The 15,618-nt window shown below is 69.7% G+C and carries 20 protein-coding genes; 9 read left to right on the top strand and 11 right to left on the bottom strand.

Annotated elements, in window-relative coordinates:
- Window positions 1–290: 290 nt before the first annotated feature.
- From ACSMXX_RS01265 to ACSMXX_RS01225, 9 genes are all read left to right on the top strand, one after another.
- The gene (locus tag ACSMXX_RS01265; protein ID WP_473182160.1) at window positions 291–740 is read left to right on the top strand and encodes a hypothetical protein; all 450 of its coding nucleotides are present in this window, start codon (window positions 291–293) and stop codon (window positions 738–740) included.
- 125 nt (window positions 741–865) lie between these two features.
- A complete protein-coding gene (locus ACSMXX_RS01260; RefSeq protein ID WP_473182159.1) occupies window positions 866–1,768 on the top strand; it encodes a winged helix-turn-helix transcriptional regulator in 903 nt (300 codons plus the stop codon).
- A complete protein-coding gene (locus ACSMXX_RS01255; protein ID WP_473182158.1) occupies window positions 1,765–2,520 on the top strand; it encodes a hypothetical protein in 756 nt (251 codons plus the stop codon). Before ACSMXX_RS01260 ends, ACSMXX_RS01255 begins: the two co-directional genes overlap by 4 nt.
- 246 nt (window positions 2,521–2,766) lie before the next feature.
- The gene (locus tag ACSMXX_RS01250) at window positions 2,767–3,606 is read left to right on the top strand and encodes an SPDY domain-containing protein (RefSeq protein ID WP_473182157.1); all 840 of its coding nucleotides are present in this window, start codon (window positions 2,767–2,769) and stop codon (window positions 3,604–3,606) included.
- Window positions 3,607–3,623: 17 nt separating this feature from the next.
- On the top strand, window positions 3,624–4,343 hold the full coding sequence (locus tag ACSMXX_RS01245; protein WP_473182156.1) for an SPDY domain-containing protein: 720 nt from the start codon (window positions 3,624–3,626) through the stop codon (window positions 4,341–4,343).
- Window positions 4,344–4,472: 129 nt separating this feature from the next.
- On the top strand, window positions 4,473–4,973 hold the full coding sequence (locus ACSMXX_RS01240; protein ID WP_473182155.1) for a hypothetical protein: 501 nt from the start codon (window positions 4,473–4,475) through the stop codon (window positions 4,971–4,973).
- 574 nt (window positions 4,974–5,547) lie between these two features.
- Window positions 5,548–5,907 (top strand): SPDY domain-containing protein, encoded by a 360-nt coding sequence (locus tag ACSMXX_RS01235; RefSeq protein ID WP_473182154.1) that lies wholly within the window; start codon window positions 5,548–5,550, stop codon window positions 5,905–5,907.
- A complete protein-coding gene (locus ACSMXX_RS01230) occupies window positions 5,901–6,203 on the top strand; it encodes a restriction endonuclease fold toxin-2 domain-containing protein (RefSeq protein ID WP_473182153.1) in 303 nt (100 codons plus the stop codon). The genes ACSMXX_RS01235 and ACSMXX_RS01230 overlap by 7 nt, the downstream gene beginning before the upstream one ends.
- Before the next feature lie 24 nt (window positions 6,204–6,227).
- Entirely contained in the window at window positions 6,228–6,617 is a 390-nt protein-coding gene (locus ACSMXX_RS01225) for a hypothetical protein (protein ID WP_473182152.1), read from the top strand.
- A 61-nt stretch (window positions 6,618–6,678) separates the two neighbouring features.
- On the opposite strand, the gene ACSMXX_RS01220 is transcribed toward ACSMXX_RS01225, so the two are convergent.
- From ACSMXX_RS01220 to ACSMXX_RS01170, 11 genes are all read right to left on the bottom strand, one after another.
- Complete coding sequence (locus tag ACSMXX_RS01220) at window positions 6,679–7,389, bottom strand: hypothetical protein (RefSeq protein WP_473182151.1); 711 nt, start codon at window positions 7,387–7,389, stop codon at window positions 6,679–6,681.
- A gap of 79 nt (window positions 7,390–7,468) precedes the next feature.
- Complete coding sequence (locus ACSMXX_RS01215) at window positions 7,469–7,909, bottom strand: hypothetical protein (RefSeq protein ID WP_473182150.1); 441 nt, start codon at window positions 7,907–7,909, stop codon at window positions 7,469–7,471.
- An 82-nt stretch (window positions 7,910–7,991) separates the two neighbouring features.
- Window positions 7,992–9,716, bottom strand: coding sequence for a relaxase/mobilization nuclease domain-containing protein (locus tag ACSMXX_RS01210; protein ID WP_473182149.1), 1,725 nt, complete (start codon window positions 9,714–9,716; stop codon window positions 7,992–7,994).
- A 16-nt stretch (window positions 9,717–9,732) separates the two neighbouring features.
- The gene (locus ACSMXX_RS01205) at window positions 9,733–10,071 is read right to left on the bottom strand and encodes a type II toxin -antitoxin system TacA 1-like antitoxin (RefSeq protein WP_473182148.1); all 339 of its coding nucleotides are present in this window, start codon (window positions 10,069–10,071) and stop codon (window positions 9,733–9,735) included.
- A gap of 287 nt (window positions 10,072–10,358) precedes the next feature.
- The gene (locus tag ACSMXX_RS01200) at window positions 10,359–10,592 is read right to left on the bottom strand and encodes a hypothetical protein (RefSeq protein WP_473182147.1); all 234 of its coding nucleotides are present in this window, start codon (window positions 10,590–10,592) and stop codon (window positions 10,359–10,361) included.
- A 68-nt stretch (window positions 10,593–10,660) separates the two neighbouring features.
- Window positions 10,661–10,852: a hypothetical protein gene (locus ACSMXX_RS01195; protein WP_473182146.1), complete on the bottom strand. Its 192-nt coding sequence runs from the start codon at window positions 10,850–10,852 to the stop codon at window positions 10,661–10,663.
- On the bottom strand, window positions 10,849–12,201 hold the full coding sequence (locus ACSMXX_RS01190) for a DUF2637 domain-containing protein (RefSeq protein ID WP_473182145.1): 1,353 nt from the start codon (window positions 12,199–12,201) through the stop codon (window positions 10,849–10,851). The genes ACSMXX_RS01195 and ACSMXX_RS01190 overlap by 4 nt, the downstream gene beginning before the upstream one ends.
- Entirely contained in the window at window positions 12,198–12,854 is a 657-nt protein-coding gene (locus ACSMXX_RS01185) for a WhiB family transcriptional regulator (RefSeq protein ID WP_473182144.1), read from the bottom strand. The genes ACSMXX_RS01190 and ACSMXX_RS01185 overlap by 4 nt, the downstream gene beginning before the upstream one ends.
- Window positions 12,855–12,952: 98 nt before the next feature.
- The gene (locus ACSMXX_RS01180; RefSeq protein WP_473182143.1) at window positions 12,953–13,714 is read right to left on the bottom strand and encodes an ATP-binding protein; all 762 of its coding nucleotides are present in this window, start codon (window positions 13,712–13,714) and stop codon (window positions 12,953–12,955) included.
- Window positions 13,711–14,790, bottom strand: a complete 1,080-nt coding sequence (locus ACSMXX_RS01175) for a hypothetical protein (RefSeq protein ID WP_473182142.1) — start codon at window positions 14,788–14,790, stop codon at window positions 13,711–13,713. Before ACSMXX_RS01175 ends, ACSMXX_RS01180 begins: the two co-directional genes overlap by 4 nt.
- The gene (locus ACSMXX_RS01170) at window positions 14,790–15,110 is read right to left on the bottom strand and encodes a transcriptional regulator (RefSeq protein WP_473182141.1); all 321 of its coding nucleotides are present in this window, start codon (window positions 15,108–15,110) and stop codon (window positions 14,790–14,792) included. Before ACSMXX_RS01170 ends, ACSMXX_RS01175 begins: the two co-directional genes overlap by 1 nt.
- Between the last annotated feature and the right edge of the window lie 508 nt (window positions 15,111–15,618).

Raw genomic sequence — 15,618 nt, 5'->3', positions numbered from 1 at the left:
CAGCAGATCCCCGGTTAGTCCAACCGGGAAATCTCCGGAACCTGGTAAGCGCGAGCGAACAGCTCGCACACCACCTGCCGTTCGCCGCACCGGTTTCCAACTGCATCCGCGTGGAGGCCATTTCGGGCTTGGCCGCGGCAGTCACAGCGGTCGTGCGGCGCGCGCCACCAGCGTGTTCGTCCGGTGTGCCTCCACCCCGTACCCGCACCCCCCGGGGCGTGAATTGGCTCCCTTCGCGGGCCACCAGGAATTTTCCTCAATCCCTTTCGTGAACCTGATTGGAGCGCACTGTGTCTGACGGTGTGGAAGATGTGCTGGAGGTCATCGGCCGGCAGATCGAAGAACGATTCCAGCTGCCCCTCCATGAACTCGGTGCCGCCGTTGCGGCTGACCCGGAGCACCAAGGCGAGCTCAGGGACGTCATGCACTGGTACGGCCTCCTCGCAGTCTCCCAAAGCGCTCTGGAGCGAAGCGAGAACGAACTCCTCGCAGCGCTGGGCCCGGCGCCGGATCAACTCAGCAATGAGCAGATGGATCTCGCCCACCGCGTGAACGCCGCAGTGGCCTCCCGCGACGGACGCGCCATGGTCGTTCGGCACCTCCTGGACCCGAACGCGCCCGGCAACCAATCACAAGCCATCTGGCGCGGTGCCGCCCGCAGCGCCGGCCGTCCCACCACGCTCCCCACCACCGGCCCCGCCCCGCACCCGCCTGGGTCGGCCCGGGGCATGTCGCGGTGAACGTCAAACAGATCCCGGCCGCGTGGGCCCCGTCTCGACGCGCATCTCAGCCCTCTACCTCCCTCGCCGTACCGGACTGCGTCTGCAGGCGCTGCATCCGCCCGCACCGTCAGGAGAGTCATCCGTTGGTCACCACCGCTCTGCCTCGCGCCACCGCCGCCGACCTCGCCCGCGTCGGCGAATGCCTCGACATGCTCGCCCCCCGCTGGAACGCCTGGCTGCTGATGAGCCTGGAAAGGAAGCCGCTGCGCTATTTCGAGATCAAGGCCCAGCTGCCCTGGCTGCGCAGCGGCCAGCTCACGCCCCGCCTGCACCAGCTCACCGACGACGGCTTCCTCCAGCGGGGCCAGGTGAACTGGCGGCATGTCACCTACGGCCTCACCGACCGCGGCACCGCCGCGATATCGGTGCTGGAGGAGCTCGCCGCGTGGGGGAGCGGCCACCTCGAGAAGGAGCTGGTCCTCAACCCGGACACCGGCCTTCGGGAACCCGAGCGCATCCCGAAGGCGCAGGATGCCGAGGACACCCTCGGCCTGATCAGCCCCCGGCACGCCGCCCCCGCGCTGTGGACGCTGCGGATACGCGGCGCCGCCACCGCCCGTGAGCTGGCTGCCACGGTCATGCCGAAAGCCAGCCCGACCGGCATCTACCCGCCGTTGCACCAGCTGACCGAAGACCGGCTCATCGAACGCACAGGCCCCGATGCGCCGCGCTTCCAGCTCACCGAAGCCGGAGCGTCGCTTGCCCCCGTCTTCACCGCCATATCCGCCTGGGCTGCCGGACGGGACGTCACCACTGCGCGTACGCACTCCGTGTGGGGCCAGAAGCACGCACCGGACATTGGGCAGCGCACAGCGTGGGCAACCCACCAGCCACGCTCAACAGGCCTCGCCGGCAACACGGTTCCTGTCCCGTCACAGCCGCAGCGGGAGGCCGGCGTCCCTGCATGGAAGCCGAACGACCTGTTCTCCCACCGCCCACCCGCTCAGCCCGCGGCCCCCGCGACGGCGGGAGGACACCGGCGATGACCCACACCGAGAGCGCGACATCCGATCATGTAGCCCGCGCAGCCGACCTGGTCGGGCGGCAGTGGACTACCCGCGTCATCAGCGAGATCGACGACAACGGCCCCATCCCCCGCCAGAACGTCCGAAGCGCCTTCCCCGACCTGCCACACCACGCACTGCACTACGCACTCACCGCACTGCGCCGGCGAGGCCTGCTCACCGTGGGAGCAGACGAACACGAAGAACAGCAAGAGCCCGAAGAGCTCGAAGAAGGGGACGAGGACGCCGCGGAGGAAGGGGAGGTGGCGGTGGCGTCCAGCTACGTGCTGACCGAGGCCGGAGCCGAACTTGGCGACGTACACGACGCCCTCTTCCGCTGGGCCCGCCAGCACCACTACCCGACCCCGGCCTGCGACTTCGTCACCCGCGTCGAAGCCGCCCTGGGCCTGTTGAAGAACCCACACCTGACGTCAGCTCTGACCATGCTGACCACGCCCGGTACCGGCGGCGACCTGGACGGTGAACACCTGCCTTCAGCTGACAGGCTGCAGGCGCTGGTCGAGGTCGGCCTCGCCGAGTATTCCGGCGACGGAATCTGCGTGCTCACACCGGCGGGGGAGGCGCTGCGCGTTCCGCTCGGCGTCCTGGCGGCATGGGCGCAGACGCATGCCGTCATCGTCCCCACCAGCCGGAGCCCCCGCCGCCCGGGAGCTGTGAGCCCGAAGGCATCGCCTGCTTACCGCTCTTGCTCCGGCAGCCCGGCTGCCGCGTGAGCGAGGCCGCTGACCGCTACCGCCTGCCCGAGATGCGTCTGCCCAACGCACACGCAGCCCGGCATGGCTGGCCGGGCACGGCTTCGCCTCCCTACCGCACCGCACCTCCGGCGCTCGCTCGCCCATCCCTCGCGGCGCTGACGCCCCCGCCTACTCAGCCCGCTCCCATCCCCGCGTACTTCGCTTCTGGAACCGCCCGTGCCCGACTCTGAGCTCGACCTCCGTCCTGAGCCCGAGGACGGGAATGTGTATGTTTCTCCGCGCCATCTCGCCGGCTCCACGTTCGTCGGTGACCCCGGCCTTCAGCCCCTGCTCGATCTCGGGTGGGAGCTAAGCCACGACGACCTCGGCAACGTCTACGTCTCCTCCCCGGACCACAAGGTCCGCCTGGGCTACATGCCCGAAGGAGACGACGACGGCCTGTGGCGAATCACCGCCTACACCGACAGCTTCGCCTCCCCGCGGTGGGGCGTGTGCTTCAACGACCAGGCACCCGCCGAGTTCGTCACCGCCTTCACCACCGCCCTGGCCGCCTCCTACACCGATGGCTACGACGCCCACCTGCGTGGTCAACCCGGCACCGTGCAAAGCCCCTTCGACCCGCTGCTGCAGCAGGACTGGGAAGTGCGGCCCTTCCGCCGCGTCGACAGCCTCGACCTGACCTCACCCGACGGCATGGCCCGCATCACCTACGACAGGGACGACGAGGCGCGGTTGGACCACGAAGCAGAGCTGACCACCCTGCAGGCCCGCTGGCTCCTGCGCGGCGGACCCGAGCTGAACTGGTGGTATGCCACCGCCTCGACGCACACTCCCCAACACCTGGTCACCGCGATCACGACCGCAGTCGCGGACCCGGCACCGGTGCTGCGCTGGGAAGGCGAACTGCCCCGCCACGTACGCGCCTACGCCCGCGTCACACCGGTCACGCCTTCCCGGGCGCCGATCCCGACGCCGCTGGACGTCCACCGCCGGCACACCGCCACCCGGCCCGATGCCCGCCGCCCGGTCAGTGTTCCGCGCTGGTCCACCACCACACGTCCGGCCTCCGTGCCCTCACGCACCCGGCCTGGGCCACGCCGTTGACCTGGCCGCGGGAAGCGGTGAACGAATCCTTCGCCGCCCTCGATCCTGAGACGGTCCTCCAGGTGCTTCCGCGCCATCTCGCCGGACCTGGCAGCCACCAGCTCCTCGACGTGTGGCCCTTCCCTTTCGAGCAGGGCTGGTCCCTGCACCAACCCGACGAGGGCTACCAGCTGGCCGCCAGCCCCTGCCAGCGTGTGCGCTGCGGCTTCCTTGCCATTCCCGGAAGCCGCTACGGAGGCACCTGGACGACTGCCGTCCATGAGGATCCCTTCCGCCCGGCGCGGTGGAAGGCCGTCTTCGACGTGAGCACGCCGGCAGAGGTCCAGCGCGCCTTCTATGCCGAGCTGCTGTCGGTCTACTTCGAGGCTCCGGACGGCGACCGGCGCCGGTACACCAGCGATGCCGGGCCCCACGAGGTGTACCTGCCGCTGCTGAACGCGGGCTGGAACCAGAAGATCAACCGCAACGGGCGGCAGGCGATCCGCAGCCCCGACGGACTGGCCTACCTGCACAACTGGTACCACACACCGCCCGAGTGGACCGTATGCGCCGGACACCCCAACCGGCCGCTGTGGACCGCGACATTCAGCGCCGAAACCCCTTCCCGCCTCGTCGCCGCCTTCAACGCCGCCCTCGTCGACCCGGATCCCCTCACCCGAACCGTCGGCCAACTCCCCGCCGCCACACGCGAACACCTCCACCGACACCGTCCTCCGGCCCCAACCCGCTCCCGTTGACGCGCCCCCTGAACCGGCGGTCCTCCGTCGCGCCTCTCGACAGGACCCGTGGCGGACGCGGCTGCTCTACGGCCGAACTCCACCACTCGCCCCTCGCAGGCGTTTCCCTCGACCGCACCAGGAGGCCATGTGCCGCTGCACGCACGCCAGTTCTTCCTCCAGCACCTCGCCCTGCCCTACGAGGGCGGCGCCGTCATCGGCAACAGCTACTACGCCACCCCCAACCCCGGCTCGCCGCTGCGCCTGCGCATCGACTTCCAGCCCACCATCACCGAGCACGAATTCGACGGACTGCGTCTGAGAGTGATCCACACCGACCGAGGCGCCCTGGACACGACGGTCCTCTCCTTCGCCGACCACGACACCTTCACCGCCCGCGACGCCCGCCGCGATGCAGAGGGCTTCGGGCGGGACAGCAACGACCGCTTCCGCGACTGGAACAACGACGGAAAGCCGCCCTGGCACGGTGCACACACCGAGGGACTCACGTACGCCATCGAGCAGTACGTACAGCTGTGGTTCCCACCCCCTGCAAGCCCGGCCCGCTCAGCACGCGACGCCCCGGCACGCGCCATGAGGCAGCAGCCCCCCGCACCGCCAGGCAAGAAGTCTTCGCGCCGTACCCGATGACGCGAGCCCGGCAGCCCGCTCGCCGACCACAGCGCCGTGACGAACCGGTCCGTCGCGCGACTTTCACGGGAGACCACAATGTGAAGAGGCGGCATCCGCAAGGATGCCGCCTCTTCACGTGGGCGGAGTCCCTCCCGAGGTACATGGGTTCGGCACGGACACCTCGCGCCTGCGGGTACTTCCCACCGGTGCGCTACCTCTTGGCCGCGGCAGACTGAGCACGAGCCGCGAACCCGGATCGCGTCGTCCGACTGGCTGGGTTCTTCACCCCAGCCGACTACACCCGCGAGGCGGCAGCCGCACTCATCGAGACTCGCTCCGCACCGCCGTGCCTGCCGCTGCTCGGTCACCACGCTTGCCCATGCCCATCACCTCCCCTCTCCAGTGTCCTCCCGCGCGGGGCCCGCCCGGCCCGTTCTGCGGGGCGGCTGCCGACGCCCAGGAGCGGTAAGCCACGTCGGAGGAGTTCGCCCATGGCAGACGCGAAGGCTTGCCCCAGCGCTGGAGACCTAGTGCGGGGCCATGTCAAAGTACACGCCTTCCCGGAAACCGCAGGTCATAGAAGGGATCGCGTATGGCCGCGGACGCCGACCAGCCTGGTCTGTCCACCACTGTCGAGTCGTTGCGGCTGCGCACCTGGCGCCTGGGCCCAGGATGGCCGTCACTGGTGACGGACCTGTTCGGCGACGAGGACTTCCACGTCATCGTCGATGACCGGGCGGACGTCCACATCGCTTCGCATGACGGCCGCTTCTACCTCGGCTGGTTCCCCGACGGTCGCCCCGGCACGGACGGCGAAGGATGGAAGCTCGCCGTCACCGGCACCGCCGAAGTCTCCGGCTACAGCATCACCTTCGACACCCAGACCCCGGCAGAGATCGTCGCTGCCACCGTGGCCTCCGTCCTGGCAGGCTCCCACCCGGCCCGTTGCTGAGCGTCCACGAGCGCACGACAGGTGCATTCTCCTGCTTCGACACTGACACCAAGAAGCCCGGCTGCACCTTCCGCAACCTCGACGACTTGCAGAACCCCGACAACTTCCAGGAGAAGGGGCTGCATAAGAAGGATGAAAAGGAGCTGTTCAAGTACAAGTCCGCCATCGAGTACCCGGCCAACGCAGGGCGGCTCCGAGGCGTGGAGGTAGCCACGAACGACCCCGAAGCGGTTCCCTACTGGAACGCCCTGCTCGTGGCCCACGGCGTCAACGGCTACGGCCGCCACGCACCATAGAATTTCGTGAGGGAGCAACACACAGTGACCACCGAGGACGTCGACAACTTCACCACCATGTTCATGTTCAGCCCCCCAGCAGGCCGGCCTCAGGATTGGTCCCTGACGTTCGAAGCGTTAACCGAGGCCCTGCGCCGGCGCGAGGCTGATGCCCCCTCCGAACAATGGAGCAGCCCGATCTCGCCCGGTGACACCCTGTCGTTCGTCTTCACCACGTCCGCCCGCAACAAAGCTGAAGGAATGGCAGACGCCGAGCCGAACGGAGTCGCAATCGAGGACTGCACCTGTGCCGAAGCTGCAGACTTCGCCCACTGGCTCCGACGTGGCGGGACGAACCGGGGGCCTTACCCTCGGGCGTCGTCGGCGTCCGCGTACGTCACGCTGGCGGCTGGGGCCGTGTCCGCGAGTTCCTGAGCGTCTTCTCCGACTCGTGACGCTGCTCCCGTTTCGCTCGGAGTGCACCACGTGAGGCGGCTCAGCCGCGGGCGACCGCCTGGCTGAGTGCCTTGTTCAAGTGGGTGTCGACCAGGCCCGGGGAGCCTGAGACGACCACGAGAGTGCTCCCTGTCCTGATGGCCGTCTGTTTGATGATGGTGCTGCGCCCGGCGACGGTGAAGGTGAGGAGCTGGCCCCACCGCTCCTCGCCCACCTTGGCCATAGATGTCTTGTCGGTGGTGACCTCGATGGGTGTGCTGCCGTCCGTCACCTGGTAGGACGGGCAGGAGGTCATCGCGTCGAAGATCCGCCTGGTGCCTTCGGCGAGCTTGGTCTCGGTGTCGCTGTAGAGCTCCTCGGTTACCTCCGCATCCGTCCCGCCGGCGTAGGTGAAGGTGGCCTTGGCGCGGTGTGGGAAGTCCAGCGTGCCGCCGGCTGCGGCGTCGCCGCCCAGCTTCTGAAGTGCCGGGCACCCGACCACGGTCATGTCGTCGTGGCCGACGGGACGTTCGGGCTTGAGCGTGTATCCCTCGCCCAGCTCCCCGGCGTCCAGCAGCCGCTTCTCGAGCTGACCGGAGGAGAGCGGCGCAGCCGTCGCCGCGTCGTGCCGGGATCGGGCCGAGGAGTCCGGCGTGGGCAATGTCGCCTTGTCTCCCCCGGTGTTGGGGCTGCTGTGAGAGCAGCTGGTGATGGTGAGGAGGGAGAGGACGGCGAGGCTGAACACGGCGTTGGTGGTGGCGCGTTTGGGCATGGAGGAACCCCCAGGGTCGTCGCGGTAAGTGCTGACAGACCGGCCGGATTTCCGGCCGTGGGGGTTGAAGGGATGGGGGTCAGAGGCCGAGGGCCTTGATGCCGTCTTCGAGACTGGCGTGGAGGTCCCTGACGGGACCGCTGTTGCGGTTGAACCAGACCGCATCCAGCCGCGGTTCATGCGTATCATGCCCGCCCGGGCAGCGCAGCCAGACGTCCTCGCCCGTGATGTACACGACCCATGGCCGGTATGAACCGCACTGCGGGCACTCGCGGACCTCGCCGTTGATGACGAGCGGCTGGTCGTACCGAATCATCATCCCGGCAAGATCCTCACGCGTGTGCGCCCGCAGCTCCCTGGGAAGGAACTCCTCCTCCACGGAGGGAGATTGTGCGGGTGCCGGCACGCTCCGGGAGAGCTGGATCTCGCGGGAGATGCGGTCATGCTCCGCGAGCGCTCGTTGTTCGAGCTCGTTCTGTATCCGTTCCAGCTCCCGGCGTTCGCGTAGGCGTCGGAACATGCGGTCCCCTCTCATCCGTCCGGCAGGCCACCCAGATCATCTCGCGACACCGCGACAGTTTCTAGACAAGGATTCCTCAGTATCACCGGCCCCGGCGGCGTCCTTCCTGCTGCGCTGTGACCGGCGCGGACACATGCGTGGACGACGGCGTTGCACTGCCTTGTGTGGGCGTGGCGGTGGCGTCGGCGGGCAGGTCGGCAGCGCGGCGCAGTCTCCAGACCAGGACGTCGCTGACCGACTCCGCGGAGTCCAACTCCCGCCGTGCCGCTGCGTTTCTCAGGAGTCTGGTGGAGTCGTGGCCGGCGGCTTCGGCGTCGGCGAGGGTGGCCGCGAGCGCGTGCCAGCCGGGCTCGGCCAGGATCTGTTCGGCGAGCTCGGGGACCGCCTCCCGAACAGCCGTGGCTTGCCTTTGCCGTTGCGGCGGGGGGAGTTGGCGGCCCCGGCGGTCGAGCGTGCCCATGGGGTGCCCGGCGGCGCTGAAGTAGGCGGCGCGCAGATGATCGGCTGCTTGCCGGGCCGCAGCGGCTTGCTGCGCGTGGTGGTGTCTGCTGTGCCAGTTCGCGGCGGCGATAGTGAGGAAGAAAAGCATGTCGATGACCATGGCAGTGGTGGCGCCGTCTTCCCCGCGGCCGAGCGCCGGTCCGCTCTGGACGAGGTCGCGTGCTGCCTGCCGCAGGGCGCGATCGTGGCCGCGGACGGCCCGGATGTGGGAGCGGGAGGCACGCTCGAACGCCCAGGCCGCTTCCCGCAGTTCGCGCCTGGTGTGGGCGGCGGAGGTCTTGGCAAGGGCGTCGAGGACTTCACCCCCGGCGGCGACCTGCGCCGCGATGGCGCCGTCGTCGCCCTGGTCGATGACCAGGACCGCCGACCACGCCGCCTGCGTCGCATTCCGGCGGGCCGCTGCCGCGCGGCTCACCCGGGGGCCAGCGTCCTGGCCCTCATGTTCCTCGGTGGCGGAGATATTCTGCTGGTTGGTGGTGAAGCGTTCCCGGATGCGGGGCAGGGACAGGTCCGGGGCGAGCTTGGATCCGGAGTAGAAGACGGGCGTGCCCGCCTTGTTGGAGTCCCCGGGCAGGGCGACGGTGTAGCCGAGCAGGTCACCGGAGGGGGCGATCCGTCGGCGGATGAGGAGACCGGCGGCAGCGAGCCGGTCGAAGAACTCGGCCTCACTCGCGGCGCCGGCCACTGCACCACGGACCCTCTCCCGCAACCCCTCCCGCGGTGTCCGCTCGCGTTGCTGCCGTTTCGCCTTGTGTCTCTCTGCACTGGTGGGGCGCTGCGCGGCCGTCTTGTCGCCCGGGTTGAGGCGGCGCAGGCCGTATTCGGCTTCCAGGCGGCGGGCTTGGGCTTGGGAGCGGGCTGCGTCGTGGTCCAGGTCGGGCCTGTAGCCGTCTTCGCGTACGAGGGTGGCGAGGATGTGGATGTGGTCGTCCGCGTGACGTACTGCTGCCCAGCGGCAGGCCGCCTCGTCACCGTCGGGGTCGATGCCGGTGGCGGCGACCATGCGTCGGGCGATCTCGCCCCATTCGGCGTCCGTCAGGATCCGGTCCTCGGCGGCGTTGCGGACCGAGCAGTGCCACACGTGCTTGGACGGTCGGCGCTCGGCGTCGATGTTCTCCAGCGGCTGGTCAAGCAGCCGGGCCAGCTGCTTGAGAGTGGCGTCCCGGTCGCGCCCCGGGTCAGGGGCGAGCCCGTCGAAGGAGGCCACGAGGTGCGGGTCGATGTGCTCCTCGTAGGTGCCGGGCCCGTAGAGGTAGGACAGCAGGCCGATGGTGCGCTTCCCGCGCTTGTGGATCCGGGGAATCACTCGCGGTACCTGGAGCTCATGCGCGGTCGAGGAGCTTGTCGGCGGCGTCCTGGACCCGCTGGGCGGCGCGCCGGACCGAATCGAGGACGGCATCGAGTTGCTCCGGCTGTCCGCCGGAGTTCAGGGCCTTGGTGATCTGGTTGAGGTTGCTGCCGGCCCAGCCCAGGTTGCGCCGTGCCGCGAACAGCTCGGCCACCAGCTCCCGTTGGCCTGCGATGGCCGCCGCCGTGTTCTCAGCGTCCCGTGCGGCGGCGAGACCGGCGCGGGCGAGGAAGGCGGGCAGGCTCGTACGAGTCTGCTTCGCGGCAGCGACGAGCAGTCTCTTCTCGTCGTCGTTGAGACGGACACTGATCACGTGCTCGCGCTTGTCAGGCAGGCTTTTCGGTGAACGCTTACGCGAGGGAAGCTTCGGTGAACGCGTGCGTGGCGAGGTTTCTCCCCCTGGCTGCGGTCCGCCCTCGCGCGCTGCCTTCCGGACCAGTGCCCCCCGGCGCTGGTCCGCTCCCGCCACCCCCGGGGCGGGCTCCGGCAAAGACACCTTCCCCGACGGGGAAGAGTGTCTTGGCCGATAACTTGCTCGCGCCGAGGTCGAGTTGGTGTACGGCTCCTGCTCGTCGCGGTCAGGGGTGTTGTTCGGGTTCGTCATCGGCTGCGGGCCTCCTGTCGGGTGCGGTGCTGGATGTGAGCGGCGAGTTCGATCACGGCGCTCGGCCCGTCCAGTACGCGTGTGGTGCCGTGGGGACTGTGCTGGATGAGCCACCGTCCGTTCGGGGCGCGTAGGGCGGCATGGAGGAGTCCGTAGCGGACCAGGACGTCCGCCCAGGCGCCGGCTTCGGCCTCGGTCGCACGACGCGTCCGTGCATGGTGTGAGGTCATCGGTGAGCTCCGTTGCGGGGAAGGGCTGGTGAGCCCTGGTGGGGGCTTAGCCTGGTGCTTTGCTGTCGTCAGCCGCATTCACGGCAGTGCGCCAGGTGCCGGTTGAGCGCTTGGGCCATGCGCTGCCGAGCGCCGAGGGCGGTGGTGTGGCTGACCTTGGCCGAGGTCTCGCCCTGGTGCCGCTCGGCGTGGCTGAGCAGGAAGCGGATGTCCTGCTCGAAGTCGGCTTTGATGCGCGCGAAGCGCTGACAGGTCCTCACTTCGTCCTCCTCCGCTTCGGCTGCGGCAGGTGAGCCAGGGCAGGGTCCTGGTACAGACGCTGCTGGAGCGCGGTGAACCGCTCATTGCTCAGCGGGATGCCCTTGCTGCGCAGGTGAGGGCGCAGCGCCTTGCGCGTCATGCGTCCCTCCGACAGAGCGGCCTGCCGGGCGACCGGAAGCAAGTCCTCCAGGGAGACCGGTTCACCGCCCGACTGCTCGGCTCGGTCCGCGTCTTTGTCCGCCTCTTCCTCGTCTTGATCTCGGTCCGGGGACGGTCCGGTCCGGTCGTCCGGTCCGGCCTCGGCGTCGCGGTCCGGTCCGGTGGCCTGGTCCGCGAACGGTCCCGTGGTGGTTCGGTCCGGTGACGGTCTGCCTCGGTGGTCCGCCGGACCGTTGGTGAGGTCGGGCGCGGTCCGGTCCGCGGACGGTCCCGCGGTGGCCCGGTCCGGAGAGGGTCCGGTCTTCTCCGGTCCGGCGGTCCGGTCCGGCGTCGGCGCTTGGTCTGCCGTGTGGCCTGCGGTGATGCCGGTCCGCGTACGGTCCGCAGCCCGGCGCTGCTGTTGACCGGAATTCTCGGCGGGTTGGTCTGCGTTCGCCTTGGTCGGCCACTGCGGCGGTCCGGTCCGGTGGTCCGGTCCGGCATCGGTGGTCTGGTCCGGGGAGGTGTTGGTCCGGCCTCCGTCTGGTGCGGTGGGCAGTTGGTCCGGGGACGGTCCGCCTCGGTGGTCCGCCGGACCGTGGGTGAGGTCGGGCGCGGTCCGGTGGTCCGGTCCGGCCGTGGGTACCTCGTGTGGTCCGGTCCGGGGACGATCCGCCATGGTCTCGGTCCGCGCTGGTTCGGTGTGCCGAGTGTGGTCGGTGAGTTGGGTGGTCCGGCGGCGTGCGGCGCGGCCGGTGCGGGTGCGGTCCGCGGTGTGGTGCCGGGTGATGAGGATGTAGAGGTGGACTGCTCCGGCAAGGGCGAGCGGCGCGAGGGTGGACAGGACCGCTACGACCGTGTCGCCCAGGCGCAGAGCGCCGGGGTTGGTCTGCTGGTTGAGGCGGACCGCGTGCAGGGCGTTGGCCCAGATGCTGGCTGCCGTGGCGGTGCCGAACAGCGTCCACACATACAGCCTGGCGCGCAGGGGTGCGGTGGAGAGCACGAGCAGGGCGCGGACGCCGTAGGCGATGAAGCCGTCGATGACGAGTGGGAAGAGGTAGGTCAGCAGGCCGCGGATGTGGATGGCGACGGCCATCTGCTGCAGCGCGTCGTAGCTCAGGGCGCAGCCGGCTGCGCCGAGGAGCACGATGGCCAGTCGGTCCCAGGGACCTATGGGGGCGACGGCGAGCGCCGTGTTGGTGTTGTTCATGCGGCCTCGTCGAGGGCGTCGAGGAGCTTTTGGGTGTGTTCCTGGTGGTGCAGCGGCGGCTGTGTTTCTTCGTCTTCGTCTGTCTTCGTCTTCGTCGCCTTCTTGGCCGGGCCGCTGGTGGTGTCGGTTTCCTTCTTGGTGTCGGGGTGCTCGGTGAAGTAGCGGTCGCGGTTGGCGACCTCGTGCCGGGCGGTTAGGAGCAGGTCGCGGGCCCAGGAGTAGTCCACGCGCAGCAGGGCCGCGAGGCGTTCGGGCCTCCAGCCGCAGGTGTAGGCGTGGCGGGCGACGGTGGCGCGTTCGTCCCTGCTGAGGTGGACGTCGCGGCCGTGGAAGACGGCGCGGATGCGGGCGTAGTCGATCCGGTGGGCGATCTTCTCGTGCAACGGTGTGCGTTCATCTTCGGTCAGACCGGCCCAGATGCCTTCCTTGCTCTCGGTGTCCAGGGCCGCGTTGAAGCAGGCACGCCGTACGGGGCAGCGGTTACATATCTGCTTGGCTTCTTTGATGGCGCAGATGTCGCGGGGCCGTGGGAAGAAGAGTTCGTCGGCTTCGGCGGGGTCCATGCCGGAGCACAGGGCGCGGTCGTGCCAGCTGTGGTCGGCGATGCCGCGCAGCCCGGTGGGCGGGGCTTCGTTGGTGGTGATGTAGCGCAAGGCGTTGGTCTCCGTATCCTCTGGCCGGGCAGGCTGGTGCCGGCGTGAGGGAGCTGGTGCGCGGCGTCGTGACACGCCGCGTGAGAATCGGGCGGCGGTCAGCCGGTGGCGGCGAAGCGGCGGTCGGGGCCGTGGAATTCGAAGGGCTGGCACATGCCGGAGAGGCGGGAGAGGACCCGGTCCCCGATGCGGTCGCGCAGCACCGGCTGCTTCGGGTCCATGTCCGGGGTGCGCACCGGCGGGAGGTTGCTGGTGATCAGCGTCGGAAGCCGGTTCTGGCACCGCCAGTTGAGAAGCCGGAAGGTGATCTCCTCGGTCCACTCGCTGCACTTGGCGGCGCCGAGGTCATCCAGCAGCAGCAGCGGCACCCGCGTGATGCGGCGCAGCACCAGCTCCGAGTCCCTGCCCGGCTGGGGCCGCAGCTCGCCGTAGAGGTCGGCGGCGGTGGTGGCATGCCAGCGCACACCGCATCCGGCGGCGGTCAGGGCACGGATCGCCCCGTAGGCCTGGTGGGTCTTGCCCGTGCCGGTGCTGCCCCACAGCAGCAGCGACGGGCCGTGGGTGATCTCCTGGCGCCCACGTCCGCCCCAATTGGGGTTGAGCGCATCGGAGTTCGGGGCCACCGCTCCCTCGACGATCGCCTTCACCCAGGCGGCGACACCGGGGTGGTCGGCGACCGCTTCGCGGTAGGCGTACGGGATGCGCCGCTGCGCCGCCTCCAGTGCAGGGTGCGGCTCGACCGCCTCCGGCACCGGCGACGGTTGGGCGAGGTCGATGCCCCGCTTGGCGATGGCTGCCTCCAGGCGGGCGCGGATCCTCTCAGAGACAGCCCGCTGAGGGCTCTCGAGCGTGCGGGTCACCGGCCGCCTCCGAACGTCGTCGGAGCAGGCGCCATCGGGTTGAAGTACGGCGTGCACCCGGCCCCGTTGCTGGCGCTGGCCCATGGGCCCCCGCCGGAGGCGCCGAAAGCGGGTGGGGGATCGGCGTTGAGGACCTCGTTGACCACGCTCGGCAGGACACTCGGATGCAGGCCCTTGGTCCGCAGCCGCTCCAACGCCGTGCGGATCGGCTCCGGCGCGAAGCCCTCCTCCAAGAGGACGCGGACCTTCCGCCCCAGATGCCCGATCGTGTCCTTCGGAGGACGGTGGAGGCAGGCACCGACGTACTCGCCCACCAGATCCTTCGCCGAGACCGATCCGGGGAAGGTCGGCGGCGCGGGCGCATCGCGCCCCGTAAGGAATGATCCAGGATCCAAGATCCTAGGTTCAGGCGCCGAGCCTTCGTGGAACCCTCGTCGAGGACTCGACGAGCCCTCCCCGAATTCCCTTTGACCTGCGCATTCCCCCGCCCGAGGAGCGGAGGTGGCCCCGGGAGGCTCCGGAGGCTCCCAGGAGTCCGTCTCCGCCTCCGCGACGCTGCATCCCTCGACCTGCGAATCGGTCGAATCCGTCCGATCGAGCCCTCGACGAGGATTCGCCGAACCCGATTCGCCGGCCAGAGCCGGAGCAACGGCTGGTGCGGAGGTCGGGGTGGGGAAGGAGGAGTGCTGCGGGCAGCGCTTGTCTTGGCAGGCTCCACACTCCTGTTGGACCTGATGGCGCGGGCAGCGCGGCAGACGCGAGGCGCTGGGCCGGTCGATCTTCTGGTGCCGCTCCCAGGTGACGATGTGGAAGTAGCCGCGACCGTCGCAGCCGGTGTAGCGGCAGATCAGCCCCGCTCCCTCAAGCTGCTCCAAGTCCCCGGCCACGTGCGCGGGGGTGTGCTGCGGGCGCAGTGCCCACAGCCGTCCGGCGAGGATCGCGGGATGGTCTCGTACACGTCCCTTGTCGTCGGCGAGAGTGAGCGAGCCGACGAAGGTGCGCTCGGCGGTGACGTCGACCGAGGCGAGATCCTCGCTCTCGAACATCTCCGGCTTCACGGTGCGGATGCGTGCCATCAGGCCACACCCCCATCCAGGAGCGCGGTGCTCGGATCGAAGGTGTGCGGCTGCTGCCACCCGGCGCCGGGGTAGGTGCGGATGACCCAACGGGCGGCGCTCAGCGCCTGGGTACGGGTCACCCGCACCTTCTCGCCGGTCTCGTCGGCCGCCTTCAGCTCCAGGTGCGGCCACGGCGTCCGCGGATCCAATAGGCGCACCCGGACCCGGGCGACGTGGGGAAGGATCTGCGTGAGTTGCCGGGCCAGGGCCTCGGCGCGAGGGGCAGGGACTGCCGCGCTGGCCGCGACTTCGGGCCTTTTGCGCAGGGCAGGCGTCATGCGACACTCTCCTGTGAAGTAGCGCCGCTCCGGTTGGTCCCGCTGGAAAGGGGCCGGGGCGGTGTTGGTAGGTGATCTCCACGCCCTTGCCGGGCGCGGGGTGTCATTGCCGTCCGGCGTCTGAGAGTTGCTGCTCTCAGACGCCGTCGGCGTTCAGCGGGCTAAGCGCCGCGCTGTTGGTCGCATCTTGCGGCGACCACTCCATATGGGCATCCACGACTCCTCGTCATCGACCGCCGAATCTCGAGTGCCCGGCGGGCGACCAGCAACATACGCACACCCCTGCCGAACGATCCAGAGATAGTTCCCGTGGGGCTGACTCCTCGTCGCAGCGGTCCCAACTGGTGGACCGGCACCCTTCGTGCGTCACGTCAGGCGCCACGCAGGGGCGAGCTGCGGTCAGTTCGGCTACGGCCCTCAGCGCTGTGCGCGGTCTTCGGCCCGGGCCGAGGTCTGGCGCTGCCGGCTTCCTGCCGCGCTCGCGGGTAAGGGGCTATGCAGCGGGGCT

The sequence above is a fragment of the Streptomyces sp. DSM 116795 genome (assembly GCF_055792905.1).
This window is presented reverse-complemented; position numbering and strand designations above follow the sequence as displayed.